Source organism: Flavobacterium sp. MDT1-60 (assembly GCF_014844035.1).
Lineage (GTDB): Bacteria > Bacteroidota > Bacteroidia > Flavobacteriales > Flavobacteriaceae > Flavobacterium.
This window is the reverse complement of the sequence record NZ_CP062159.1, coordinates 5,444,327-5,471,216: the sequence shown is the minus strand read 5'-3', so window position 1 is coordinate 5,471,216 and position 26,890 is coordinate 5,444,327. Positions and strand designations below refer to the sequence as shown.

Genomic DNA, 26,890 nt, shown 5'->3' with positions numbered 1-26,890 from the left:
AATGAGTGCAATTCATGTTGTAAAAGAAATTTATATTTATCCGATAAAAAGTTTGGCTGGAATTAGCTGTAAAAATGCTAAAGCTGAAGAAATGGGCTTTGAAAATGATCGTCGTTGGATGTTGCTGGATGCAGAAAATCAAATGATAACGCAAAGAGAATATCCTGTTATGAGTCAGTTTTATCCGCAAATTGCTGATGGAAAAATTAGTATTTCTTTTAAAGATCAAAAGCATGAATTTTCTACAACGGAAAATTTAGATAATCCAATACAGGTGAATGTTTGGGATGATAAAAGCGAAGTTGTTGAGGTAAATAAGTCAACTTCAAAATGGTTTAGTGACCAATTGGGTTTCAAATGTAAACTGGTCAAAATCATTAAAAATGGAGATCGCAAACATGAAAGTTCCCGACTAAAAGAAACCTTTAATGTAAGTTTGGCTGATGGTTATCCGTATTTATTAATTGGAACAGAAAGTCTTGAATTTTTGAATAATAAATTGACTGAAAAAATTACAATAAAAAGATTTCGTCCAAACATTGTGATCAGTACTCAAAAAGAACATGAAGAAGATGGATTCGATACATTCAAAATTGGCGAAGTTCAATTTAAAAATGTAAAACCTTGCGGAAGATGTATTATGGTAAATAATGATCCGCAGAAAGGGATCGTCAAAAAAGAACCTTTGAAAACCTTAAGCAAGTATCGAAATGTAAATAACTCTGTTTTATTCGGAACTAATATTGTTAGTTTGAATTCTGGAATAATTACCGTTGGCGATGAGGTGGTTCTTTAGAAATTTAACTTTGTAAAACCCCAATTTAATGTGTTAAAAAGGACCAATTCATTTTTTAGGGTTGGTAATTCTAAAATTAATTTGAGTGTTTCATGCGCCATCATGGTACCAATGATCCCAGGCAATGTTCCTAAAACGCCATTCAAATTACAATTCGGAACCTCTTTTGGATCTGGCATTTCAGGAAATAAATCACGAAGGTTTTTGCTTCCGTTATGATTAAAAACCGCAACCTGGCCTTCAAATTTTAAAATACTTCCGTATACCAATGGTTTTTGAAATAGTACACACGTATCGTTTACTAAATAACGTGTGGCAAAATTATCTGATCCATCAACAATAACATCGTATTGCTGAATGATTCTAGCTGCGTTTTCAGTTGTCAATTTTACATTAATAGCTTCAACCTCTATTAAGGGATTCAATTTAGAAACGACTTCTTTCGCAACAAGCGCTTTTTCTTTTCCAATTTCAGTTTCAGTATATAAAATCTGTCGGTGTAAATTGTGAATTTCGATACTATCAAAATCCATAATTCCAATAAAACCAACTCCGGCCGTTGCAATATATTGTAAAATAGGGCAACCCAAACCACCGGCACCAATAACCAAAACTTTGGATTTTTTGAGTTTTTCCTGACCTTCATCGCCAATTTCAGGAAGGATGGTTTGTCGGTTGTAACGTAGAAATTCTTGTATAATACTCATTTTTTTTTTAGTCTTAAAGTTTGAAAGTTGTAAAGTCGAAAGTCAAAAGGTATACGTCAAAAGTCGATAGACTTTATGACTTGCGACTTTAAGACTTTTGACTAAATGTTCTGTCCCAATCCTTCCAGACTGGTTCGTAGCCTGATTTTTTTATGATTTCTGATATTTCTTTTGCAGATCTTTCATCGCTGATTTCAAATTGCTCTAAGGATTGCGGATCTACCACATAACCACCGGGGTTTGTTTTAGAACCTGCACTCATACTGGTTACTCCAATCGGAATAATATTGTTTCTGAATTTTTCGTTTTCACGGGTCGAAATGGAAATTTCCAGATCTTCATTCCATAGGCGATAAGCACAAATAAGTTGTGTTAAATCTTTATCATCCATAATGAAATTGGGTTCGATAATGCCTTCAGCAGGACGCAATCTTGGAAATGAAACCGAATATTTCGTCTGCCAATATTTTCTCTGTAGATAATCTAAATGCAGCGCGTTGAAAAAACTATCGATTCGCCAATCTTCCAAACCTAATAGAACCCCTAAACCAATTTTATGAATTCCTGCAGTTCCGATTCTGTCTGGGGTTTCTAATCGATAATCGAAATTTGATTTTTTTCCTTTGGTGTGATATTTTTTATAAACTTCCTGATGGTAGGTTTCCTGATACACCAAAACGGAATAAACGCCCGCTTCATGCAAACGTTCATAATCTTCGGTAGATAGCGGCTGAACTTCAACAGAGATAATCGAAAATTGTTCTCGAATTAAAGCAATTGCATTCAGAAAATAATTAATATTTACCGTGTAATTTGCTTCGCCGGTAACTAGTAAAACATGATCAAAACCAACTTTTTTTAATTCTTGGACTTCGAGCTTAATTTCTGCGTCAGTAAGTGTTTTTCGTTTGATTTTATTGTCTAAACTGAAACCACAATAGGTACAAATGTTCTGGCATTCGTTGCTTAAATAAAGCGGAGCATACATCTGAATGGTTTTTCCGAAACGTTTTTTGGTTAGTTTATGACATTGCTGTGCCATTTGCTCCAAATAATTTTGGGCAACAGGAGAAATCAAAACTAAAAAATCATCAAGACTCCGGTTTGTTTTAGCCAACGCACGTTCGACATCCAGAGAAGTTGTCTGGTATATTTTAGATTGAATGGAATCCCAATTGTAATTGTCAAAAACGGATTTAAATGTTTTCATTGGATTGTGTGTTTTTGTTTCACGCAGATTTTGCAGATTTAAGCAGATTAAAATTGATTTAATTTGCTATACTTATACCTTATTTGCAATTCGTTTTATATCATCTAGTATGTTTAGAGTATTGAAATTAACAAGTAGACCTAATTTTTTATTCGAGAGTCTCAAATAAGTAGAAAGCTGTTTATAATGTATTGATGCCAATTCTTCAACAGATTTTAATTCAATTATTACTTTATCTTCAACTAAAAGATCAATTCTAAAAGCAGGATCTAATATTATTTCTCCGTAAGGAATTATAATTTCAACTTGTTTCTGAACTTTTAAATCTGTTTTTGTTAATTCATAAAACAGGGCACTTTCATAAACTGACTCAAATAATCCAGGTCCTAAATTATTATAAACTTTAAAAATTGCTCCTCGAACTACATACGATATTTCATTTTCAGTCAAAATTAAAGAATTTTCTTTCTTTTTTAATTGATTTTTAGTATCCAATTTTTATAGTATTCAACATATAAAAATCATTTTTAATCTGCTTAAATCTGCAAAATCTGCGTGAAATAATTTACTCATATAAAAAAGATGTCAAAGGACTAGAAGCAACAGCATAATTTTGCTGATGAGCAATTTTAGCTTCAAAAGCTTTTCTTCCTGCAATAATAGCTTCTCTAAAAGCTTCAGCCATTAATTTTGGATTTCCGGCGACGGCAATTGCAGTATTAACCAAAACAGCGTCAGCACCAATTTCCATTGCTTTTGCAGCATCTGATGGTGCTCCAATTCCGGCATCTACAATTACCGGAACATTACTTTGTTCGATAATAATTTCAAGGAAATCAATAGTTTTTAAGCCTTTGTTACTTCCAATTGGGGAGCCCAATGGCATTACCGCCGTAGTTCCTGCACTTTCTAAATGTTTGCATAAAACAGGATCGGCATGAATGTACGGTAATACAAAAAATCCCAGTTTTGCTAATTCCTCCGTTGCTTTTAATGTTTCAATCGGATCTGGCATTAAATATTTTGGATCCGGATGAATCTCAAGTTTTATCCAATTTGTTTCGAGTGCTTCTCTTGCTAACTGTGCTGCAAAAACAGCTTCTTTTGCATTTCTTGCGCCAGAAGTATTGGGTAATAAATTAATTTTAGGATGTTTTAAATGCGACAAAATAGCATCGGTATCCGTTTCAAGATCGATACGTTTTAAGGCCACCGTCACCAATTCACTTTCTGATGCCAAAATCGCTTCTTCCATCTGGACATTAGAACCAAATTTTCCTGTTCCTAAGAATAGACGAGATTTAAAAGTTTTATCCCCAATATTAAACAATGACGTTTGCATATAATTTTTCGTTGAGTTGTTGAATTAATTTTTCTTTTTGATCACTTTTTGTAATCATCCCGGAGACAGCTATTCCATGAATTCCGGTTTCCATTATTGGATTGATGTCATTTAATGTAATTCCTCCAATAGCATAAACCGGAGTCTTTATTTTATGATCTTTCATTTTCTGAAGAATTGTATAATAACTGGACAGACCTAAAATTGGGCTTAATTTTTCTTTTGTACTGGTAAATCTAAACGGTCCTAATCCGATATAATCACAACCATTTTTTACGTGATTTTCAACATCTTCAAAGGTGTTGGCTGTTCCTCCAATAATTTTGGTATTTCCTAAAATCGCTCTTGCTTCCGCAATATTCATGTCGGTTAAACCTAAATGCACACCATCTGCTGCGATTTGTTGTGCGAGATATAAATTGTCATTTACAATAAAATTGGCGAGATATTCTTCGCATAAAAATTTTACCGCTTCTGCTAAAGCAAAAGTGTTTTTGGCTGTTTGATTTTTGAAACGCATTTGTATCCAGTCGCACCCGGCATCTAAGGCGTGATGAATATTATACAATTGTTCTTCGATTGTATTTCCTTGCGAAATGTATTGCAGTTTATTGTACATAGTGATATCCGATTAAAGTTGATGTTGAACTCAGGTATTTTTCTATGTAGGTTTTTGCATTTTTACAAGCTTCTTGCAAAGTTTGATCTAATGCCAGATTTGAGGCGATTGCTGCTGATAATACACAGCCGGAACCATGTTTTTCAAAGCATTTTTTTTCTGAAGGGGCTAAATCAATAATTCCGGTTTTTAGGAATAAACGATCAGTACCAATTTCTGATTCGTTATGTCCTCCTTTAAGTAAAATGTTGGTTGGAATTTCATTTTGGAGCCATAGTTTGTTTGGAATAAAACCGGGGAATAAAATTTCAATTTCGTTGTAATTAGGCGTAATCAAATCAATTTTTGAAAGGACTTTATTAAGATCAGAATCTTCTTCGACTTTTAAAAATTCGAATTTTGTTGTGGATTTTAAAACCGGATCCCAAACAATTTTAGTAGTGGGAGACAACAGTTTTATCGTCGAAAGAATCCGGTTTAAGTAATGCAGACTTGGTATAATTCCAATCTTTACCGTTTTGATTTTATAACTTAGAAACAGTGTTTCAATGGAACGGATTACAAAACTCAAATTGATCCATTGAATTTCATAAAAGCCATTTTCTGTCTGAATTGTATTTGCAGTTATAACAGCAAAACCAGTCACCTGATGTTGTTCGAATGTTTTAACATCTGCCAAAACACCCGCGCCACCACAAGGATCAAATCCTGCTATGCTTAATACGATTGGGCGATTTGCTGACATAATTTAAATTGTTTTACAGGGTTTTCACTATTCCAGATGCTTCCTAAAAGGGCGACATCATTAAATCCGTTTTCAAGTGTTTTTTTGATGTTTTCAGAATCGATTCCACCTAAACCGATAACTTTTGTTTTGAAATTTGTTCTCGATTTTAAAGCAGCAAAAAGATCCTTTTCCGGATGATAATTTTCTTTAGAAATGCTTTTAAAAACAGGACTTAAAAAGGCATAGTCAAAATTATTCTCTAAAGAATTGAAATCTTCAATGGAATGAGTTGATGTTGATTTAGAACTACAAGGTTTTGAAAACCTTACAGCAAAGTCATGAGAATGGTTTCTATATTTTTCAGAAAAATGAATTCGGTTAATTCCAAAATCTTCTGCCAATTGATGCTGACTATGTAAAACTAAATTAGATCTAAATTCTACTTTTATCTGATCAATAAATTGCGCCATTTCAACCTCACAAAAATCAGGTTTCCGAATATGAAGCAAAGACAATCCTTCCTCAAATAAAGAATCAATAATGTTGATTTCATTAGAAATGGCAGAAGGATTTGTAATCACAATCATATCTTTTTTCTTTCTTCTTGACTCTGTTTTCTTTTAAATATAAATCTCTTTCCCCTGTTCAATAAATTCTTCTGATTTCTCCTGCATTCCTTTTTCGGCGGCAGCCACATCCCTAATTTCCTGAGATATTTTCATAGAGCAGAATTTCGGACCACACATTGAACAGAAATGAGCCACTTTTGCGCCATCAGCAGGAAGAGTTTCATCATGGAATTCTCGAGCTGTATCAGGATCTAGTGACAAATTGAATTGATCTTCCCAACGGAATTCAAAACGGGCTTTACTCAAGGCATTGTCGCGATATTGTGCTCCCGGATGACCTTTGGCCAAATCTGCAGCATGTGCTGAAATTTTATACGTGATTACACCATCTTTTACATCTTTTTTGTTCGGTAAACCAAGATGTTCTTTTGGCGTTACATAACACAACATTGCGCAGCCGTACCAGCCAATCATAGCAGCTCCAATTGCCGAAGTAATATGATCGTAACCTGGAGCGATATCGGTTGTTAATGGCCCTAAAGTATAAAACGGTGCTTCGTGGCAATGTTCCAATTGTTTGTCCATATTTTCTTTGATCATGTGCATCGGTACATGCCCTGGACCTTCGATAAAAACCTGAACATCATGTTTCCAGGCAATCTTTGTTAATTCACCTAATGTTTCTAATTCGGCAAATTGAGCAGCGTCATTGGCATCGGCAATAGAACCCGGACGTAAACCATCTCCTAGAGAAAAAGCAACATCATATTGTTTCATGATTTCGCAGATTTCTTCGAAATGCGTGTATAAGAAGTTTTCTTTATGATGAAATAAACACCATTTTGCCATGATAGATCCACCACGGGAAACAATTCCGGTAACACGATCAGCCGTTAAATGAATGTAGCGTAGCAAAACTCCGGCGTGAATTGTGAAGTACGAAACACCCTGTTCTGCCTGTTCGATTAAAGTATCGCGGAAAACTTCCCAGGTTAAATCTTCAGCAATTCCTTTTACTTTTTCCAAAGCCTGATAAATAGGAACCGTACCAATTGGAACCGGTGAATTTCGAATAATCCATTCTCTGGTTTCGTGAATGTTTTTCCCTGTTGATAAATCCATTATCGTGTCGGCACCCCAGCGACAAGCCCAAACTGCTTTTTCAACTTCTTCTTCAATGCTTGAAGTCACGGCGCTGTTACCAATATTGGCGTTTATTTTAACTAAAAAATTACGACCAACGATCATTGGTTCGCTTTCAGGATGATTGATGTTGTTTGGGATAATGGCTCTTCCGCAGGCAACCTCAGATCGAACGAATTCGGGTGTGATTTTACTTTTTGGTGTATTTGCTCCAAAACTATGTCCGTTGTGTTGGCATCGCATGGCGCTGGTTTGCTCGTTTAAAAGTTCAATTCGTTGGTTTTCACGAATCGCAATATATTCCATTTCAGGAGTTATAATTCCTTGTTTGGCGTAATACAATTGCGTTACATTTGCACCTTTTTTGGCACGTTTTGGCTGATGTAAATATTCAAATCGAAGATGATTTAAACTTTCGTCTTTCAATCGGTTTTGACCGTAATCGGACGTAATTTCTTCCAGGATTTCGACATCATTTCGATCCAGAATCCAGCTTTCGCGTAAGCGTGGAAGCCCTTTTCTAATGTCAATTTCAATATTTGGATCTGTGTATGGTCCTGAAGTATCGTAAACCGTTACAGGTGGATTTTTCTCGATTCCGCCATTTGAAAGTTTGGTGTCGCTTAAAATGACTTCGCGCATCGCCACTTTTATGGGATGAATTTCGCCATTGACATAAACTTTTTTAGAATTCGGAAAAGGTGTTCTGGAAATTTGTTCTTCTGTTGTCATAGTTTTTTGTTTGCTTCGCCTGTTCGGGCAAAGCTCTCGAGTCAGGTTTCAAGTTGATCTTGATTGTGTTGAATGTTAGATGTAAAAGGTTAGATGGTTCCGTAGAGACGCACAGCAGTGCGTCTAAATTCTGTATATAATTGGAATTTGGTCCCGAAGCTTCGGGATTAAAAAATTGGAATTTATTTCTATCCTCCCTGAGTGGCAGAAATAATCAGAATTTCGTCGGTTTCTTGTACGAAATGTTGGTTCCAATTGATTTTTGGAACAACGGTGTTGTTAATGGCAACGGCAATTCCGTTTTGTTTGTTGGGAATTTCGAGATCGAGCAATGATTGAACGCTTAGCGATTCAGCATTGAACTTTTTGATTTGTTGGTTGATTTTTAGTTCCATTCCATCTGATTTAGAGATTATAAAGATTCACTACAATGAATCTCTACCTTAGGAATGGCTACAAAAACGCATAAAAATGCGCGCAGAAGTCATCTTACTTTTCCCTACGCTAGTATGAACTAGATCAGGTTCAGAGGGTAAAATCTCAGCCTGCTTTTTTAGCAGACACCCCTAAAGTGTGAAGCAAATATATATAATTTTTGTTTAAAAGTTTCAAGTTTTAAGTTTCAAGTTTTGAAAATCTGAAAACTGTGACTGAAAACTGCGACTGTTTATTTACCTCTTTTCCAGCAATCTTCGGCGTGATCATTGACCATTCCGGTGGCTTGCATGTGTGCGTAAATCACGGTTGAACCAACAAATTTAAAACCTCTTTTTTTTAAATCTTTACTGATTTCGTCTGAAAGGGGAGTAGTGGCCGGAGCGTCTTTTGAAGTTTTGAGGTTATTTATAATGGGTTCTCCATTAGTATATTTCCAAATATAATCAGAGAAACTTCCAAATTCTTCCTGTACTTTCATAAAAGCCTGAGCATTGGAAACTGCTGCTTTTATTTTAGTTTATTTCTGATGATTCCGGGATTTTGCATTAATTCTTCGATTTTATCTTCAGAATAATGGGCTATTTTTTTATAATCGAAATGATCAAAAGCGTTTCTGAAATTCTCTCTTTTGTTTAAAATAGTGATCCAGCTTAAACCTGCCTGAAAGGTTTCCAAAATTAAAAATTCGAATAAGGTGGGATCGTCATAAACAGGAACGCCCCATTCTTCATCGTGGTATTTTTTATATAAATCGCTGGAAGTGCACCAGCCACATCGAATTAAATTTTCGTTTTCCATTATTTACCAATTTGCCAATGATACCCTTTTACGCTTGGTATATAAGCGGAATGACCTATAATTATTAAATCATTATAGATTTTTCTGTTGTATTTAATGCCAATTGCTTTGCCGGACATGAACATTTTATTGGCCTGAAATCTAACTTTCATATTGCCATCTTCAAGTTCAGCATCAGATACTTTTTCTACAAGCCAGGTCGAACGCCATTTTACAGCTAGTTCATCGTGAGCCGTTCTGGTAACACTTTTAACGAGTTTAACGGCTTCTTCGGGAATTTTAAAATTTTGAGTTAAATCTTTCTGACTCATGGTTTGACCAATTTTAGTTCCTGAAAAGATTTTGCGTAGATTAACAAAATTCATTAAGTCGTTCTGTTCCTTTTTTGCCGGAGTTAGGGCTTTTCCTGTTGTAGTTGTTTTCACAACAGGAGTTTCTGCTGTTACAATAGGTTTAGTGACAGTAAAAGTCTTTTTTTGATTAAGAGGAGAATTATCATTTCTATCTTTTGCGACTGCTATTTTAGACGGAATTGGATCGAGTGGTTTTTGAGGAACAGGTTTTAAAGAGCTAACAGGATATACTTTTTTATTTGGTTGCTTTTTTTCATCACTACCACAGCTATAAAAGAAACAACTTATTGAAAATAGTACTATTATATTAGCTTTTTTCATAACAATAAATATTTTTAATCCTTATGAGAAATGTCTCCTTCCAAATATTTTTTAATCAAATGATGTCCTGCGTAAATTAATGGTGTCAATAAAATAGCTATGGATAATTTAAATGTATACCCAATTAAAGCTGAGGAAAGAAACGTATCAAAGTCGATTTTTCCCGGTAGCCAAAACGCTATTCCAAGTACAATAAACGAATCAAATAATTGCGAAATTATAGTTGATCCTGTAGTTCGAAGCCATATTTTTTTATCGCCTGTTCGGTTTTTAAAGAACCAAAATATACTCACGTCTATAAGTTGAGAAACCATAAAAGCTATAATACTTCCAACAATAATCCACATACTTTGTCCAAAGACAGCCTGAAATTGTTCGTCATTTACAGGGCTTATTCCTTTTGCTGCAGGAATCACAATTGCCATGAATAAAATCAAAAACGCATATGCAATTAAACAAGCCGTTATAAAAGAAAGTTTTTTAACTCCCTTTTCTCCAAAATATTCATTTATTAAATCGGTTGTCAGGAAAACTATTGGCCATGGTAAAATACCAATACTCATTACAAACGGTCCAATTTGAATTAATTTCCCTCCAATGAGCTCTGCGACAACTGCATTTGTTATAAAAATTCCCGCCAGAATTACAAAAACAATTTCTTTTTTGGTTTTGAACATAAATACGTACTATAAAATCTGATAATTCAAAGTTAACTATTTTATGCTGAAAATTAATTTAATATTCTCCGCCAAGTGATAACTCCTCTTCTTCTTTTTCTTTTTCAAAACTCGCTCTGATATGATCTCCATTCAAAGTTTCATTGATAATAAGAGCATATGTTTTCTCTGGATTTTCTTCAATATTTATTGTTTTTATAGGAGCAGTTTTGTAGGCCAAAGGATTTATTTTTTTGTTTTCGTTTAAAAAAGCAAGAGTATACAATTGTTTTTTGACTGCCTTTGTTTCGTCATTCTTTCTTTGGATTTGATAAAAGTAAAATGAAATTTCATGATTGTCCTTTTCAACAATTTGTTTTTTTAATAAAGTTATAGAATCCTTTTTAGACAAATTTTGAAAATTTAAAGCAGCAGATTTTGCAATCTCATCGTCTGTAAAACGAATCAGTTCTTTTTTATTTTGATTCAACAATAAATTGATTGTTACAAATTTAGTTTTAGGATCGTTTAAAAAACCTTCAATTTCCGAGGTGTTTAATGTGTTATGTGTAATCCCTAATCGGGCTAATTCTATATTTAATTCCGGAATTTCGAGGCTTTTTATTTTTTTTAATACATCTTTTACAGTATTGTCATCGGCATAATTATAGATTAAATTTGTGTAATTTATCAAATCAGTCAATGATGTTGATGCTTCAGAATAAAAATTTACTTCATCTTCTGCTGTTATAGCTTCTTGCGCGGCCTTGTTTTTTTTCATTCCAGCTTGCTACTCTTTTGTATTCGAGTTTTGTGTTGGTCAGGATTATTTTTTTAAATTCTTTTAATTTTTTAACCGAAATCAATTTTTGTTCTAATAATGAATTACAAAAGTTAATGATTGGTCTATTGTATTCTTTGATACTGTAATATTGAAAAATTTCGGGAAATAATTCTTTACTGTTTTCCGGATCTTTTTCAAACGCATAAAAAAGACTTCCTATTTCATATTGTAAATCTGAAATGGGTAAATCGTACTCTAATAATTCATTGATTTTTTTGTACGCTGCTTTTGATTTTTGGTACGAAATACTTTTTAAGATACTAATCTGTACATCTGTTTTAGTTGATTCTTTTTTATAATAATTCTCCAGATACGGAATTACTCTTTCATCATCTATTTTACCAATTTTTTCCAGCAATGAAGTTACAGCATCGGTTTCACTTTCTTTAAAATTAAAAGTGTTGATGAAATTGGTAATAGTTTCAAAATCATTTTTTGTAATATTCAGATTGGCTATTGTGTTTAAAGCCGAATAACGAATGGTGTCTTTTTCACTTTTAGCATCTTCTATAAAAATTTTGACTTTGTCTTCAGCGGTATCCGTTTTGATATTTTCGACAAAATCTAATGAGTTAAAGGCTTTCTCTATAAAAGGATCGTCATTTTTGTAGTTCTTGGTAACCAGCGTATTCAGTAAATAATAAGCATTGTTTTTGTAAAGAACTTTATATTTAACGGCCTGAGTCGCATTTGACTTAGAAACTAAAGCATTAATGGTATAACTATCTTGGTCTTTGTTATAAGTTGTATTTTGGGATAAAAACTCATAATTATCTTTTTGTCAGCAAGAATTTCATCCCATAGGGATCTTGAAAATCCTTTTTTAAGGAATAACTCAGAACTTAATAAAGAAGTTGCAGTTTCATAACTTTCATCATCTTCCGCTTCAAAATAATTTTGTTGAGGATCTTCAACGTATTGATTTAAAAACTCTTTTTTAAGCATACGCTGAACAGAGTCAATAGATAATGTTCGTTCGTATTTTGGAAATTTATGATAAGCCAGTTTAATTTTTCTACCCGTTTCAGAATTAAATGCCTGATAATGATTTACAACCTTAAAAGCATTTTTTGCTTCGCGTTGATTTTTGTTTAATTTTAAAAATAGATTTTCGTTTTCCTTTTCCGGAATTTCGATTTTATAGTTTGCGATTGAATCTATTAAAACTTTAGCTTTAGATTTATAATCAAACGGAGTTAATACAAATGAAGTAAAGAATCGATTGGCGTTCACTGCTGATGCATTTACCGATCCCAACATGTAATATTTGTTTCCGGAAATAACAGTTTTTAATTTGATATTTCGGTCACCAATTTTAGAGGATGAAACAAAAGAATTTTCGATTTTGTTATATTGAGTGGCAGTCGAATCCTGATTTTGTTGCAGATAAAATTGATAGTGAATTTGCTTTTGCTCATATTCAGAATTTTCGAGGAAACTCGTGTCATTCAACGTTTTTTCTCTTAAAAAGTAATACGCTTTTTCCGGATTATCATACGCCTGAATGTCAATATTAGTTCCTTTTTCTACACTGTTTCCAAAGACAAAATTAAACGAAGGAATTTCTGCTTCAAAACCTCCTTTCAAAGGTTTGATCTTTTCCCATTCATTTTTAAAAGGTTTTATTTTAATATTCTCAAAAACTTCATTTTCATATTGTCGAACATAATTTGCAGGTCCGGTCATTGCAATGGAAATGATTTCTAAAGGCGTGATGTAAAATTTAGAATGCTGGGCGTTTCCTGTTTTTGTAATATTTTTTATGTCATAACTCGCATAATTGGCTTGTTCAACATATTTTTTTTCAATAATATCTCCCGGAATTTTTTCGAAAAATAAACTGTCCAATGATTTCGGATTATAAGTAGTAGTGTTGTTTTTTAAGAAATAGTTTAACGGAATTCTCTTTATCGTGATCGCACCACCATTAGTAAAATCTGGAGATCCCATGCTTTCGTTTTCTTCGATAGTGGTTTTGTATAATGGCAATTGTACCATTTTATCTCTGGTGTTCGAAACAGAAAAATTAGGGTTAGGAAAATAATCTTCAATAGTTTTCTTCTGATTTTTTCCGTTTTCAGTAAAAGTGTCAATTATAGGTTTTACTGTATATCCTTTCTGTCTTAAAAGTTCGATTATACCGTCATTTCCTGCTAGATGTGCTGCTCCAACGGCTGAAAACAAACTTCCTGTTTTAGCAATCGAATCAATGCTTTTAGTCATGATTTTGTTGCGATTAACAATAAGGGCATCGTGTGCTTTTTTTGAAAATAGTAGTTTATAAACCGAGTCAAGCATAATAATATCCTTCTCTCTGTAATATTCTTTTAGAACCTCCTGAGGATTTCTGTTTTTTAAGATTTTTACTAAAGCGAGCTTATTTTCTTCCTTTGGTTTTGCGTCCTCATCAATAATTTGTAGTATCGATAGCATGGATTCTTTGGCATCTTCAAGGCCAACAATTTTCTTTTTGTATTTTTTTCCGGTTTGAAAAATAAACATGTCCAATACGGTATCTTCCTGAAAATCTGCCTGATCTCCTTCAGCTCCGGATAACATATTTCTGAAATATTTGGCATTGTCATTAATAAAAATGGTCTGAATATTCTCTTTTGTTGTTGGGAAGAGATAGAATTCAGTATAAAATTTTTTATAAGAATTAAAATCATTGTTCTTCATCAAATCATTCAAATCTCCCCATGTTTCAGGATTACTTTCGTTAGCCACAATATCTGAGTTCAAAAGATTTTTAAAGAACGAATCTGACAGATGAAAAGAGATTTTATCATTGACATGCATTGTGCCGTACAAGTAAGAGTTTTTAGTTAAACCGTTTCCGGAAATTTCCCAAAATAAACTTTTGTTTTGTGCCTGAAGGACCGAAGTTATTAGTAATGAGATATAAAGTAGTTTTTTCAAGAGGATTGGTTTAGTGGTTTTGCTAAACAAATATAAAATACATTGCGGTCTTTTCGTTTATGAATTTTACTTTTTCTTTGTTTTTTATCAGGTATTTTCTTAAAAACCAAAAATGACTTTTGTGAACTGTGATGGTTTATGCAATCAATCTTTTTTAAGGTAATTGAATTTGCTTTGATTGGTAATTTTTAGGTACTTTTGGAATAAGAACAAGTTCTATTATTTAAAATCAAATTAATGAGAATGAAAAAAATAATGTCAATTTTTATCATGGGTACAACCTTTTTTGCGGCTACCGCACAAAACAATTCTGACAACCCGTTGCTTAAACCATGGACTGGCCCTTATGGAGGAGTTCCTGCTTTTAATGAGTACAAGGTGTCAGATTTTAAACCGGCAATTGAATTTGCTATTCAGGAGAAATTAAATGAAGTCGATGCTATTGCCAATAATCCAAAAGCACCAACTTTTGATAATACGATTGTAGCTTTGGAAAATTCTGGTAAAACAATTACGAGAATTTCTACATCTTACGGAATTTACAGATCTACTTTAAGTACCCCGGAATTTAATGCTATTGACAGAGAGATGTCTCCAAAATTTTCTGCGTTTTCTGATAAAATCAATCAAAACAAGAAATTATTTACCAGAATAGAAGCGCTTTACAATTCGAAAGAAAGTAAAAAACTGACGAGTGAGCAGCAACGTCTAATATGGTTGTATTACACTAATTTTGTTCGCCAGGGCGCTAAGCTAAATGATGCGGATAAAGAAAAAGTAACTAAGATTAATCAGGAACTGGCTACGCTTTTTACTCGTTTCAGTCAGAATCTATTAGCTGAAGAACACAATCAATATCTGGCTCTAAAAACAGAAAGTGACTTTGATGGTTTGCCATTAGAAGTAAAAAATGCTGCCATTGCAGAAGCAAAAGATAGAAAATTGGATGTTATGGGATGTATTGCTAATACACGCTCGTCTATTGAACCATTTGTGACTTTCTCAACCCGTAGAGATTTAAGAGAAAAAGCATTTGATATTTTTGTGAAACGTGGAGACAACGGAAATGCAAACGATAACAACTCGACACTAGTTTCTATTTTAGAATTACGTACTCAAAAGGCTAAATTACTTGGATATCCAACTTTTGCGAATTGGAGCTTGTCTAATAAAATGGCAAAAGATCCTCAAAAGACATTAGATTTAATGATGTCAGTTTGGGAGCCAGCTGTAGAAAAAGTACATCAGGATGTCGCTGAAATGCAAAAAATCGTTGATGCAGAAGGAGGGAACTTTAAAATTCAGCCTTGGGATTATCGTTATTATGCTGAAAAAGTTAGAAAAGCAAAATATGATTTAGATCAAAATGAGGTTAAACCATATTTACAATTAGAAAATTTACGTGAAGGGATGTTTTGGGTTGCAGGAGAATTGTTTAATTTAAATTTCAAACAAATTACAAATGTACCAGTATATCATCCTGATGTTCGCGTTTGGGAAGTAAGTAATAAAGTTACCGGAAAAGTAGTTGGATTATGGTATTTTGATCCTTATGCTCGTACTGGAAAACGTTCCGGAGCCTGGATGAATGCGTATCGCGATCAACAAAAGTTAGGTGGAGATGTACTTACTATCGTATCTAACAACTGTAATTTTATTAAAGGAACTGCAAACGAGCCGGTTTTAATCTCATGGACAGATGCAACAACTTTGTTTCATGAATTTGGTCATGCGCTTCACGGGTTGTGTTCAAATGTTACTTATCCAAGTTTAGCCGGAACAGCTGTAGCAAGAGATTATGTTGAGTTTCCTTCGCAATTGTTAGAGCACTGGTTGTCTACTCCTGAAGTATTGAACAAATTTGCTTTGCATTATAAAACAAATCAACCGTTGCCACAGTCTTTAGTTGACAGAATCAAGAAAGCAGCTAATTTTAATGAAGGGTTTTCTACTGTAGAAACCATTTCAAGTTCTTTAGTTGATATGAAGCTGCATTTGACAACAACGCCTATTGATCCTCATAAATTTGAAAAAGAAACCTTAGACGCGCTTCATATGCCGTCAGAAATTGTAATGCGTCACCGTATTCCACAATTTGGGCATATTTTTTCAAGTGATGGATATGCTGCCGGATATTATAGTTATTTATGGGCCGATGTAATCAACGCAGATGCCTGGGAAGCTTTTACAGAAGGAAAAGGAGCTTATGATAAAGCAGTAGCAAAAAGATTGTATGACAATGTTTTCAGCGTTGGAAATACGATTGATCAGGAAAAAGCATATGAGAACTTTAGAGGAAGAGCGCCTAAATCTGATGCTTTAATGCGTGCAAGAGATTTTCCAATTGTGGCGAAAAAGAAATAAGGCAAATATATTCAAATAAAAAAAGAGCCCGAATAAATTAATATTCGGGCTCTTTTATATTGAAATAATAATATATTAACCTAAAGTAACTCTTTTGAAACCTGTAATTTCAACGTTGTATCCTTTAACATAGTCACCAACTTTTTTACTATCATCTTTGATGAAGTTTTGATCTAATAAAGCTTTTTCCTGATCTAAAGTAGTGTTGTCAGAAATGAAACGTTGTACTTTTCCTGGAATAATTTTATCCCAAATTTGTTCTGGTTTACCTTCAGCTTTTAATTCAGCTTTAGCATCTTCTTCAGCTTGTTTTAAAACTTCTTCAGTCAATTGAGAGAAAGAGATATATTTAGGAACATTTTTTAAAGTTTTTCCTAAACGTTTTGCTTCTTCATTATCCTTTTCGATTACAGCAATACGAGCAGCAAGTTCAGATTCAACGAAAGCAGGATCAAAATCTTTGTAAGATAATGTATCAGCTCCCATAGAAGCAACTTGCATAGAAACATCCTTAGTTAAAACGTCAGCGTTAGGAATTGCAGCAGAAATTGCAGTTAATGCAGCAATTTTGTTAACGTGAACATAAGATCCAACAAAAGCACCTTCTAAAATTTCGAAACCACCGATTTCGATTTTTTCACCGATAACACCAGTTTGCTCGATTAATTTTTCAGCAACAGTAATTCCATTGAAATCTGAAGCTAAGAATTCTTCTTTAGAAGAGAAGTTGATAGCTCTTTCTACTAATTCTTTAGCCAAAGTTACGAAAGCCTCATTTTTACCTACGAAATCAGTTTCGCAGTTTAAAGTGATGATAGCTCCTCTAGTATTGTCAGCATTGATAAAAGAAACAGCAGCTCCTTCAGAAGACTCACGGTCAGAACGGTTAGCAGCAACTTTTTGTCCTTTTTCTCTAAGGACTTGTATAGCTTTATCGAAATCTCCGTCAGCCTCAACTAAAGCTTTTTTACAGTCCATCATTCCGGCACCTGTAGTTTGTCTTAATTTATTTACGTCTGCAGCAGTAATTGTTGCCATAATATTTTGAATTTTAATGTTAAAAGTAAAAATTCCATCTTTTAAATCCCAAACTCCAATTTTAATAAATTATCAACATAACGTTTTTAATTATTCTTGGATTTTGGAATTTAAAATTTGGAATTTAAATGTTTATTTATTCTTCAGTTGCAGGTGCAGCAGCCTCAACAGCTGGAGCAGCTTCAACAGCCGGAGCAGCAGCTTCAGTAGCTGGAGCTTCTTCTGTGAAAACTTCAGTTTCTTTGTCAGAACCTCTGTCAGAAAGACCGTCGATTACAGCAGCAGTAACTAAAGATAAAATTTTGTCAATTGATTTAGAAGCATCATCATTTGCAGGAATAACGTAATCAACCTCTCTTGGGTCAGAATTCGTATCAACCATTGCGAAAACTGGAATGTTTAATTTTTGTGCTTCTTTTATTGCGATGTGTTCAGCTTTGATATCTACTACGAACAATGCAGCTGGTAGTCTGGACATGTCAGCGATTGAACCTAAGTTTTTCTCTAATTTAGCACGTAGACGATCAACTTGCAAACGCTCTTTTTTAGATAACGTCATGAAAGTACCATCTTTCTTCATTTTATCAATAGAAGACATTTTTTTCACTGCCTTTCTGATAGTTACGAAGTTAGTTAGCATTCCACCAGGCCATCTTTCAGTGATGTAAGGCATGTTTGCAGCCTTTGCTTTTTCAGCAACGATGTCTTTAGCTTGTTTTTTGGTAGCTACGAATAAGATTTTTCTACCTGATGCAGCGATTTTTTTCAAAGCTTCGTTAGCTTCTTCAATTTTTGCTGCAGTTTTATATAGATTGATAATGTGAATACCATTACGCTCCATATAAATGTAAGGGGCCATGTTCGGATCCCATTTTCTAGTCATGTGTCCAAAGTGAACACCTGCTTCTAGTAAGTCTTTTACTTCTATTTTGTTTGCCATTTTTGTACTAGTTTACGTTCTGTTGATTAGCAATGTATAAATGGCGGTTTCCCAGGCTTTATACATTTAGATGCTAAACTATTTCCTACCTCGATAGGAGAGCAACAACAACTGTGTTTTTTAATTTCAATAAATAATTGATGTCTTGTACCATGTGTACAAGACAGGTAATATTAACGTTTAGAGAATTGGAATCTCTTACGAGCTTTCTTCTGACCGAATTTCTTACGTTCAACCATTCTTGGATCTCTTGTTAATAAACCTTCTGGTTTTAAGATAGCTCTGTTTTCAGCATTTACTTCACACATAACGCGTGCCAATGCCATTCTTACAGCTTCTGCCTGACCAGTTGAACCACCTCCGTAAACGTTTACTTTAACGTCAAAGTTGTTTACATTTTCTGTCATAGACATTGGTTGTAAAACTTTGTATTGTAAAGTTGCAGTTGGAAAGTAAGTTGCGAATTCTTTTTTGTTTACAGTGATTTTTCCTGTTCCTTCAGAAACATAAACACGTGCAACAGCGGTTTTTCTTCTACCGATTTTGTGAATAACTCCCATTACTTAAGATCGTTTAGGTTAACAGTTCTAGGTTTTTGAGCTCCGTGAGTATGCTCAGCACCTACAACAACATTTAGATTTCTAAAAAGTTCAGCTCCTAATTTGTTTTTAGGTAACATTCCTTTTACAGCTTTTTCTACTAATAATGCAGGGTTTTTAGATTGCAATACTTTAGCAGTTAAAGTTCTTTGTCCTCCTGGGTAACCTGTATGACGCATGTAAATTTTGTCATTCATTTTTGTACCTGTAAGGTTAATTTTTTCTGAGTTGATAACAATTACGTTATCTCCACAGTCAACGTGTGGTGTGTAACTTGGTTTGTACTTACCTCTTAAGATCATCGCAACCTTTGAAGCAAGACGACCTAAGTTATGACCCTCAGCGTCTACAACGATCCACTCTTTCGTTACAGTGGCTTTGCTAGCTGAAATTGTCTTGTAGCTTAATGCGTCCATAATATTATTTTAATTAAACATTCCATCCCCAATAAAGGGGATGCAAAAGTACAATTAATTATTTTAAAACCAAATACCTGAAAAGAATATTTTATCTGTTGAAAATCAGGCCTTCAGTTTTTTATTTAAAAGAATAAAAAAAACCACCTTCACAATTACGCGAGGGTGGTTCCGTTTTTGAAAATATTTTTTGCTATACAATAAATATATTGGCGATATCTACAACTTGTTGTGTTGTAAGTGGCTCATCATAAGCTTCTGATCCTGCGGCTGCCCCAAATAAACTGGCAGTATTATAACCCGCCTGCATGGTAACACCTTCGCCGTCATATACTGCTTGTGTGGCTGCGGGCATTCCGGCGCCTCTTTCAGCATTTGAGATCCAGCCTTTTAATCCTCGTAATCTTCGTACTTCTGAAGCGTGTCGCGCTTCAACAGAATGAATCTGCAATGCTGCAGTTAATAAATCCGGAGTTGAAATTAAATTAGCAGCCTGGCCTTTATAAGCTCTCACTCCTGTATCTTCAAAAGCTTGTGCCAATGCCAGAAAGGTTGGATAATCTCCAAAAGGATTAAATGCACCTCCCACAGTGAAATCAAAAGTAGGTTTCGGAACAAAATTAGCACTCATTGTTCCGCCCAATCCTGCAATTAAAAATTTCACATGATCTGATTCGTGTGCCGCAATTTGTTGGAAAACCTTTCTGTCTCGTCCGCCGTTTTCAGAAGCCGGTATTACTCCCGAATCTAAAGCCATCGCATAAAATTCATTTTCAAGATATTCTAAGGTCAGCGCAAATTGCAAAGCTCCTATTGGAGTGGCTGGTGTTGCCGTGATGTCTTTTGCTAATGCCTTATTGGCTAAAGCCGATAATCCGAATGGGATAGAAGCCATTACCAGATTTTTTCCCATATTTCCAAACTGATTAAAACTGTCTCTTCTTGAACCAGTACTATTCATTAAACTATCATCAGTGAAGGTTTCTATAAATTTTAAAATATTCATAATTTCTAAGTTTTAGCTAGTTAAGATTAAGGTAAATATTTGGCAGTAAATTTTGTAGTAATGAAACCTCCGGCAATTGGTAAAATTTTAGAAGGATCACTGGCAACGTCTAAACCTGTAGATGTATTTACAATATCATCTCCGGCAAAGTCACTAGAATTTGGGTTAATCAAACTTCTTATTGCTGAAGCATGTCTGGCTTCTACCGAAACAATTTTTCCGGCCAATAATAAATAGTCGGCACTTTTAATCAGCTTTCCGGCTCCGTTGTACGCGGCAACTCCGGTATCTTCCAAAGCTTTTGCTGTAGCAAGAACTTCGGTACGGCTGTTGAAATTTAAAGAGCCATAATTAAATGCGAGAGAAGGAAGTAATTGTGAACTTGGGTCAGGAAGCGCACCGGTTAAAGCAGCTTTGAAGAAATCTCGATGAATTACTTCATGATGATATAAATCAGTCAGAACTTGTTTTTCGATAGTATTAAAAGTCGAGTTAAAATTTGAGGCATTTACAACTTTGGTATAAAAATCAGCTTCTAGTTGTTCCAGGGCATAAGCATAAGTCAATACTCCAAAATCGCCGGAGCCTAAATCAAATACACCATTTTTTATTCCGGGCAGGGTATTGTCCTGCATATTATCTTCATTATCATTATCGCTGCAGCCAGCTAAAACCAAACCTGCACCAACTAGTGTTAAGCCACTGAGCTTTAGAAAGCTTCTTCTGTTATTCAGTGAAGGGTCAACTTCATGAATTTTAACTTCGTTTTTCATAATCAAGGTCTTTTAAAAGGTTAATAACATATATTAAGGTATTAACGAGATTTAACGACCCACGGTTTTGAAAAACGGATGTATTTTTAATTTATTCTAAAAAGCCTTATAATTTTAAATACTGGTAGGTGTTTTTTGTTTTATTTTAGGTAATTCTACTATATTTGTATTAATTACATAAAATTTTAATAGATGAAAGCTAAAGCAACTCTAAAACAAATTGCGAAAGAACTTGGTGTTTCTGTATCTACGGTGTCTAAGGCATTAAATGATAGTCCGGAAATTAGTGAGCAAACGAAGGTGAAGATTAAGGAGTATGCCAAACTCAAAAATTATAAGCCAAATGTTATTGGTCTGAATCTGAAGAATCGTAAAACCAAAACGATTGGCGTAATTATACCTAATATATTAAACTCCTTTTTTGCTAAGGTTTTTAGTGGTATCGAAAAAGTAGCTGATAAAAAAGGATACAATGTAATTACCTGTATTTCGAACGAATCTTTAGAGAAAGAAATTCATACACTTGAAATGTTGAGCAACGGAACTATTGACGGATTTATTCTGTCAGTTTCAGAAGAAGCTCAAAAATTACAAGATTATAGCCATTTTTCTGCTATTATCAATGACGGAACTCCAATTGTAATGTTTGACCGAATTGCAGATGAAGTAGAATGTGATAAAGTTGTAGTTGATGATTTTGATTCGGCTTTGAATTCGACACAGCATTTAATCAATTTAGGATGTAAAAATATTGCCTTAATTTCTTCAGTAGATAATTTAAGTGTTGGGAAATTAAGAGCTGATGGATATTTGAAAGCTTTAGCAGATAATAATATTCCGGTAAACGAAAAAATTATCCTTCGTACCGATTCGGAAGATGATATGAAAAGTAAAATTGATGCCATTTTTGACAACAAGATTGACGCGATTTTTGCTTTGGATGAAAATGATTCAGTTGCCGCTTTAAGAGTGAGTTTGAAAAAAGGGTATAAAGTTCCGGAAGATATTTCTATAATTGGTTTTGCGGACGGAATTTTAGCTTCAAGACGTTTATCGCCAAGTTTGACAACCGTAAGCCAACACGGAATTGAAATTGGAGAAGTTGCTGCCAAAAAACTAATCGAAAGACTGGAAGAGTCTGAAGATGAAACTTCGGATTACGAAACGATCGTTATTAAAACAAAATTGAAAGAACGAGAGTCTACAAGAAAGGCTTAAATTATAACAAAAAACCATTCGCCGCGGCGAATGGTTTTCTGTTATAATGAATATGGAAATTTAGAATTTTTATACTTTTTTAATTTTTCAAAAGGTACTAAAAAAGATTCTTCACAAGATCTGTCTACTCTGGGAAAGTAAGGCGTGAATTCGATGCCTTTTTCAGTATAGTTCCAGGAAATAAAATCCCAATATTCGGTGTTGGTATAATCGCAGGAATCATCTCCGTCTTTTGGTTTTACAAAATGCTCAATTGAAGTAATAACGGCAAGTAAATTTGGTGCAAAATAAGTCGATCGATATTTTGAAAAGTTTGAAAAATCACTTTGTTTCTCTGTTGTTGCACTTTTGTCAAAAGCAATGATATCATCGATTTCATAGTTTCTTCCGTTGTTCAGATCAATTAGAAAACCATTGCTTCCAAAATCGGGATGAGCACCTCCACAGTCCCAAAATCTTGAAATTTCAAAACCTAATAAATTTTCATTTAAAAAGTTTATGGTCGAATTTCCTTCAATTCCTTTCCCTTCGCTATATTCAAAACTAGACGCGCAATTAAGTTGTGCTAATGTGTTTTCAATATGTATATTTTCTAAAATAGGATTAATGAGAGCTTTGTTTTTCTCTGAGAAATTATTTCCTAATCTAAAGAAATCCGAATTACAATGTTTCTCAGAATACCAGATAAATTCTTTGTGATTGTAGAGGGTAGTTTTTTGCTTTTTGAATTCCAAAAATTTACATTTTACGAGATTTAATTTGTCATCTGCATAATATGGGTCCAGATTTGATTTGTAATTTGAAAAGTTGATAGGTTGTAATTGAACTGGAAGTTGCTTTCCGTCAGTATTATACCAAGATCCTTCAAAGTGGTTATTAGCCACTTTTTTCAAATAAAATTTTTCAGTTATTACATTGTCCGGCTTAAAGAAGAAAGTATAAATGTCGTTTTTTAAAGCAGCTTCTAACTTGATGTCTTTTAGCGAATTCTGATAAAAATAAGTAGCACTTAAGTTTGTTTCTTTCCCATCTTTATAAACCTCAATTTTCATATAGATTTTACTTTTTGCCAAAGTTCCTTCCAAATAAAAGGTTTCCTGACAAAAAGTAATTGTTGAATAAAATACAAAAATCAGGAAAAAAGCTTTCTTCATTATTCGTTTATCATGTAGTGGTTATAAGAAAATCTAAAATTTCTTAATGAGCTGCCAACCAATCTGCACCCAAACCTAATTCAACATCTAAAGGAACGCTCATCATAAAAGCATTTTCCATTTCGTGTTTAATCATCGACTGGATTTTTTCTAACTCGTCGTTGTGCACATCAAATACAAGCTCATCATGAACCTGAAGTAACATTTTAGATTTCCAGTTTTCTTCTGTTAATTTTTTATGGATATTGATCATCGCGATTTTAATCACATCGGCGGCACTTCCCTGAATTGGCGCGTTTACGGCATTTCGTTCCGCGGCACTTCTAACTACAGCATTTGCCGAGTTGATGTCTTTTAAATAACGACGACGACCTAAAATCGTTTGTACGTATCCTTTTTCGCGGGCAAATTCTATTTGTTCATTAATATAGGATCTTAATCTCGGATACGTTTTATAATAGGCTTCAATCAAAGCAGCGCTTTCGCTTCGTGATAATGAAGTTTGATTACTTAATCCAAAAGCAGAAACTCCGTAGATAATTCCGAAGTTTACAGTTTTAGCATTGCTTCTTTGTTCACGTGTTACTTCCTCCAAAGGCACGTCAAAAACTTTTGAAGCTGTTGCTTTATGAATGTCTTCTCCATTTTGAAAAGCGGCAATCATATTTTCCTCACCACTTAAAGCGGCAATAATTCTTAATTCTATCTGAGAGTAATCCGCAGAAATTAAAGTATGATTTTCATCGCGTGCAACAAAAGCTTTACGAATCTGACGACCTCTTTCCGTACGAATCGGAATATTTTGCAAATTCGGATTATTAGAACTCAAACGACCTGTTGCGGCAACGGTTTGCATATAATCGGTATGAACACGTAACGTTTTTTTTGTCTACTTGTTCCGGCAAAGCCAAAATATAAGTGCTTTGTAATTTTACCATTTGACGCCAATCCAAAATTTCTTTTATAATCGGATTGTCATTGGCTAAATAGGTTAAAACATCTTCGCCAGTTGCGTATTGACCGGTTTTGGTTTTCTTTTGTTTGGCACCGCCAATTTTCATTTTATCAAATAAAATATCTCCCAATTGTTTCGGTGAAGCCAAATTGAATTTCTCCCCGGCTGTTTCGTATATTTTTTGTTCCAAAGATTTAATCTCAACCTCCATTTCAGTCGACATTTGCTTCAGAAAATCAACATCCAAACGAATTCCTTCCGTTTCCATAGCGGCTAAAACGCTTACTAACGGAATCTCGATTTCGTCAAATAATTTTTTGGTTTCGGTTTTATCTAATTCGGTTGTGAAGAGCTCTTTTAATTGAAAAGTCACATCAGCATCTTCAGCGGCATATTCCTTAATATCTTCAAGGGCAACATCGCGCATTGTAATTTGATTTTTTCCTTTTTTACCAATTAAAGTTTCAATTGATTTTGGAGAATATTTCAAATAGGTTTCAGATAAAATATCCATATTGTGACGCATATCCGGATTAATCAGATAATGTGCAATCATCGTATCAAAAAGTTTTCCTTTCACAGTAATACCGTAATTAGAAAGGATTTTTAAATCGTATTTTAAATTCTGGCCAATTTTTTCGATGCTTTCATTCTCAAAAAATGGTCTGAATTTTTCAATTAAAACCTGAGCTTCTTCCTGACTTTCCGGAAAAGGAACATAATATCCCTTTCCTTTTTCATATGAAAAAGACATTCCGACTAACTCTGCATTTAAAGCATCCAGACCGGTAGTTTCAGTATCAAAGCAAACAGAAGTTTGTTTTTGTAAATTTTGCAAAAGTAATTTAATTCCTAAATCACCTTCAATAGCCTGATAGGAGTGAGGTGTGTTTTCTAAAGTATTATAAAATGAATTTCTGGAAGCTTCAATATCTTCATCAGAAGTTCCTCCGCCTCCAAAAAGATCAAATTGATCTTCATTTTTAGGTTGTGGTTTTTTGTATAATTTGGCATCAGAAGCAGGAGTTGCTGAAGCAGCTAATTCATTCCCGCCACCTACTTTAAATAAATTATCAAATTGTTCTGCCATTCTTCTGAATTCCAGTTCCTGAAAAATAGCGTCTGTTTTTTCGATATCCGGACGTGAAAGTTCATAGTCGTTTTCATTAAAGACAACATCGCAATCGCAGATAATAGTGGCTAGTTTTTTAGATAAAACTCCTTTTTCTTTATTGGCTTCAATGTTTTCTTTCATTTTGCCTTTCAGTAAATGTGTATTTTCCAAAAGGTTTTCCATTGTACCAAATTCTTTCAGGAACTTTTTGGCTGTCACTTCACCAACACCAGGTAATCCCGGAATATTATCAACAGCGTCTCCCATCATTCCAAGAAAATCGATAACCTGATCTGGTCTTTCGATTTCAAATTTGGCCAAAACTTCAGGAACACCCCAAATTTCTATTCCATTTCCCATTCGGGCTGGTTTGTACATAAATATGTTTTCAGAAACCAATTGTGCGAAATCCTTATCAGGCGTAACCATAAAAACTTTGTAGTTTTCTTTTTCGGCTTGTTTGGCTATGGTTCCAATCAAATCATCAGCTTCACAACCTTCTATTTCAATAATCGGAATATGCATTGCTCTTAACAGTTCCTGAATATAAGGTACAGCAATTTTAATCGCTTCCGGAGTAGCATCACGATTGGCTTTGTATTCGACAAACATTTCGGTTCTCACGTGGCTTCCGCCTTTATCAAAAGCAACGGCCAAATGATCTGGTTTTTCACGTTTAATAACATCCAAAAGCGAATTCATGAATCCCATGATTGCTGATGTATCCATTCCTTTAGAGTTAATTCTCGGGTTTTTTATAAAGGCGTAATAACCACGAAAAATTAGAGCATAAGCATCGAGAAGAAAAAGACGTTTTTGAGTTGACATAAAAAAAATATTAGTCTGTAAAAATAAACAATTGGGTTCTCAAAAATAAACTAAAAAGATTTTTTTTCCACCATATAAATTCATTTTAGTAGAGACGCACAGCAGTGCGTCTTCTCGGCTTAGAAAAAATGTCATGAAGCAGATCTTTTACGATGATCAAAAATACATTCGGGCCAGATTCTGTAAAATTGATTAAATGAACTTATATGGTGGAAAAGTTTTGAATAGTTAATATCAAGTTAAAGTATTTATTATGATAAGATTCTTCATTTTACCTTCATTTTGCAGAGGTACTTTTGATCTGTAAAATA

At 34.0% G+C, this 26,890-nt stretch carries 24 protein-coding genes, 2 pseudogenes and 1 riboswitch; of the genes and pseudogenes, 3 read left to right on the top strand and 23 right to left on the bottom strand.

Annotation, left to right across the window (positions count from 1 at the left end; all coding sequences use genetic code 11):
- Position 1: 1 nt before the first annotated feature.
- A complete protein-coding gene (locus tag IHE43_RS23015) occupies positions 2 to 796 on the top strand; it encodes an MOSC domain-containing protein (RefSeq protein WP_192186041.1) in 795 nt (264 codons plus the stop codon).
- On the opposite strand, the gene IHE43_RS23010 is transcribed toward IHE43_RS23015, so the two are convergent.
- The 15 genes and pseudogenes from IHE43_RS23010 to IHE43_RS22940 all read right to left on the bottom strand — a co-directional run bounded on the left by IHE43_RS23010 (position 793) and on the right by IHE43_RS22940 (position 14,174).
- Positions 793 to 1,503 carry a HesA/MoeB/ThiF family protein gene (locus IHE43_RS23010; RefSeq protein ID WP_192186040.1) on the bottom strand — a complete coding sequence of 237 codons (711 nt, stop codon included), beginning with the start codon at positions 1,501 to 1,503 and terminating at the stop codon, positions 793 to 795. The genes IHE43_RS23015 and IHE43_RS23010 overlap by 4 nt on opposite strands.
- Before the next feature lie 88 nt (positions 1,504 to 1,591).
- Complete coding sequence (gene thiH, locus IHE43_RS23005) at positions 1,592 to 2,713, bottom strand: 2-iminoacetate synthase ThiH (protein ID WP_192186039.1); 1,122 nt, start codon at positions 2,711 to 2,713, stop codon at positions 1,592 to 1,594.
- 72 nt (positions 2,714 to 2,785) lie between these two features.
- Positions 2,786 to 3,163, bottom strand: coding sequence for a GxxExxY protein (locus IHE43_RS23000; protein ID WP_192188281.1), 378 nt, complete (start codon positions 3,161 to 3,163; stop codon positions 2,786 to 2,788).
- Positions 3,164 to 3,278: 115 nt separating this feature from the next.
- Positions 3,279 to 4,055, bottom strand: coding sequence for a thiazole synthase (locus IHE43_RS22995; protein ID WP_305038530.1), 777 nt, complete (start codon positions 4,053 to 4,055; stop codon positions 3,279 to 3,281).
- Positions 4,036 to 4,674: a thiamine phosphate synthase gene (locus IHE43_RS22990; protein WP_192186038.1), complete on the bottom strand. Its 639-nt coding sequence runs from the start codon at positions 4,672 to 4,674 to the stop codon at positions 4,036 to 4,038. Before IHE43_RS22990 ends, IHE43_RS22995 begins: the two co-directional genes overlap by 20 nt.
- Positions 4,664 to 5,419 (bottom strand): hydroxymethylpyrimidine/phosphomethylpyrimidine kinase, encoded by a 756-nt coding sequence (locus IHE43_RS22985; RefSeq protein ID WP_192186037.1) that lies wholly within the window; start codon positions 5,417 to 5,419, stop codon positions 4,664 to 4,666. Before IHE43_RS22985 ends, IHE43_RS22990 begins: the two co-directional genes overlap by 11 nt.
- Positions 5,392 to 5,988, bottom strand: a complete 597-nt coding sequence (locus tag IHE43_RS22980) for a thiamine phosphate synthase (protein WP_192186036.1) — start codon at positions 5,986 to 5,988, stop codon at positions 5,392 to 5,394. The genes IHE43_RS22985 and IHE43_RS22980 overlap by 28 nt, the downstream gene beginning before the upstream one ends.
- Before the next feature lie 33 nt (positions 5,989 to 6,021).
- Positions 6,022 to 7,845 carry a phosphomethylpyrimidine synthase ThiC gene (gene thiC, locus IHE43_RS22975; RefSeq protein WP_192186035.1) on the bottom strand — a complete coding sequence of 608 codons (1,824 nt, stop codon included), beginning with the start codon at positions 7,843 to 7,845 and terminating at the stop codon, positions 6,022 to 6,024.
- A 188-nt stretch (positions 7,846 to 8,033) separates the two neighbouring features.
- Positions 8,034 to 8,240 carry a sulfur carrier protein ThiS gene (thiS, locus tag IHE43_RS22970; protein ID WP_072970509.1) on the bottom strand — a complete coding sequence of 69 codons (207 nt, stop codon included), beginning with the start codon at positions 8,238 to 8,240 and terminating at the stop codon, positions 8,034 to 8,036.
- 84 nt (positions 8,241 to 8,324) lie between these two features.
- Positions 8,325 to 8,423: riboswitch (TPP riboswitch) on the bottom strand.
- A gap of 89 nt (positions 8,424 to 8,512) precedes the next feature.
- Positions 8,513 to 9,081 (bottom strand): annotated as a pseudogene (locus IHE43_RS22965) (DNA-3-methyladenine glycosylase I).
- Positions 9,081 to 9,755 (bottom strand): hypothetical protein, encoded by a 675-nt coding sequence (locus tag IHE43_RS22960; RefSeq protein WP_192186034.1) that lies wholly within the window; start codon positions 9,753 to 9,755, stop codon positions 9,081 to 9,083. Before IHE43_RS22960 ends, IHE43_RS22965 begins: the two are co-directional and overlap by 1 nt.
- A 14-nt stretch (positions 9,756 to 9,769) precedes the next feature.
- On the bottom strand, positions 9,770 to 10,432 hold the full coding sequence (locus IHE43_RS22955; RefSeq protein WP_192186033.1) for a queuosine precursor transporter: 663 nt from the start codon (positions 10,430 to 10,432) through the stop codon (positions 9,770 to 9,772).
- A 58-nt stretch (positions 10,433 to 10,490) separates the two neighbouring features.
- Entirely contained in the window at positions 10,491 to 11,192 is a 702-nt protein-coding gene (locus tag IHE43_RS22950; RefSeq protein WP_192186032.1) for a hypothetical protein, read from the bottom strand.
- A complete protein-coding gene (locus IHE43_RS22945) occupies positions 11,146 to 11,613 on the bottom strand; it encodes a hypothetical protein (protein ID WP_192186031.1) in 468 nt (155 codons plus the stop codon). Before IHE43_RS22945 ends, IHE43_RS22950 begins: the two co-directional genes overlap by 47 nt.
- 344 nt (positions 11,614 to 11,957) lie before the next feature.
- Positions 11,958 to 14,174, bottom strand: coding sequence for a TraB/GumN family protein (locus IHE43_RS22940; protein ID WP_192186030.1), 2,217 nt, complete (start codon positions 14,172 to 14,174; stop codon positions 11,958 to 11,960).
- 243 nt (positions 14,175 to 14,417) lie between these two features.
- Here IHE43_RS22940 and IHE43_RS22935 point away from each other — a divergent pair, with 243 nt between their 5' ends.
- The gene (locus IHE43_RS22935) at positions 14,418 to 16,538 is read left to right on the top strand and encodes a M3 family metallopeptidase (RefSeq protein ID WP_192186029.1); all 2,121 of its coding nucleotides are present in this window, start codon (positions 14,418 to 14,420) and stop codon (positions 16,536 to 16,538) included.
- 75 nt (positions 16,539 to 16,613) lie between these two features.
- Here the strand turns inward: IHE43_RS22935 and tsf are convergent, their stop codons facing one another.
- The 6 genes from tsf to IHE43_RS22905 all read right to left on the bottom strand — a co-directional run bounded on the left by tsf (position 16,614) and on the right by IHE43_RS22905 (position 21,310).
- Positions 16,614 to 17,576 (bottom strand): translation elongation factor Ts, encoded by a 963-nt coding sequence (gene tsf, locus IHE43_RS22930; protein ID WP_192186028.1) that lies wholly within the window; start codon positions 17,574 to 17,576, stop codon positions 16,614 to 16,616.
- A 136-nt stretch (positions 17,577 to 17,712) separates the two neighbouring features.
- Positions 17,713 to 18,516 carry a 30S ribosomal protein S2 gene (gene rpsB / locus IHE43_RS22925; RefSeq protein ID WP_192186027.1) on the bottom strand — a complete coding sequence of 268 codons (804 nt, stop codon included), beginning with the start codon at positions 18,514 to 18,516 and terminating at the stop codon, positions 17,713 to 17,715.
- A 173-nt stretch (positions 18,517 to 18,689) separates the two neighbouring features.
- Entirely contained in the window at positions 18,690 to 19,076 is a 387-nt protein-coding gene (rpsI, locus tag IHE43_RS22920; RefSeq protein WP_007808909.1) for a 30S ribosomal protein S9, read from the bottom strand.
- Entirely contained in the window at positions 19,076 to 19,531 is a 456-nt protein-coding gene (gene rplM, locus IHE43_RS22915; RefSeq protein ID WP_026983738.1) for a 50S ribosomal protein L13, read from the bottom strand. Before rplM ends, rpsI begins: the two co-directional genes overlap by 1 nt.
- A 193-nt stretch (positions 19,532 to 19,724) precedes the next feature.
- Entirely contained in the window at positions 19,725 to 20,537 is an 813-nt protein-coding gene (locus IHE43_RS22910; RefSeq protein WP_192186026.1) for a ferritin-like domain-containing protein, read from the bottom strand.
- A 26-nt stretch (positions 20,538 to 20,563) separates the two neighbouring features.
- Complete coding sequence (locus IHE43_RS22905; RefSeq protein WP_192186025.1) at positions 20,564 to 21,310, bottom strand: ferritin-like domain-containing protein; 747 nt, start codon at positions 21,308 to 21,310, stop codon at positions 20,564 to 20,566.
- Positions 21,311 to 21,502: 192 nt separating this feature from the next.
- Between IHE43_RS22905 and IHE43_RS22900 the strand changes: the two genes are divergently transcribed.
- Positions 21,503 to 22,528, top strand: a complete 1,026-nt coding sequence (locus IHE43_RS22900; protein WP_192186024.1) for a LacI family DNA-binding transcriptional regulator — start codon at positions 21,503 to 21,505, stop codon at positions 22,526 to 22,528.
- Positions 22,529 to 22,569: 41 nt separating this feature from the next.
- On the opposite strand, the gene IHE43_RS22895 is transcribed toward IHE43_RS22900, so the two are convergent.
- Both IHE43_RS22895 and polA read right to left on the bottom strand, forming a co-directional pair.
- A complete protein-coding gene (locus tag IHE43_RS22895; RefSeq protein WP_192186023.1) occupies positions 22,570 to 23,682 on the bottom strand; it encodes a hypothetical protein in 1,113 nt (370 codons plus the stop codon).
- Between the two features lie 43 nt (positions 23,683 to 23,725).
- Positions 23,726 to 26,579: pseudogene (polA, locus tag IHE43_RS22890) on the bottom strand (DNA polymerase I).
- Positions 26,580 to 26,890 lie beyond the last annotated feature (311 nt).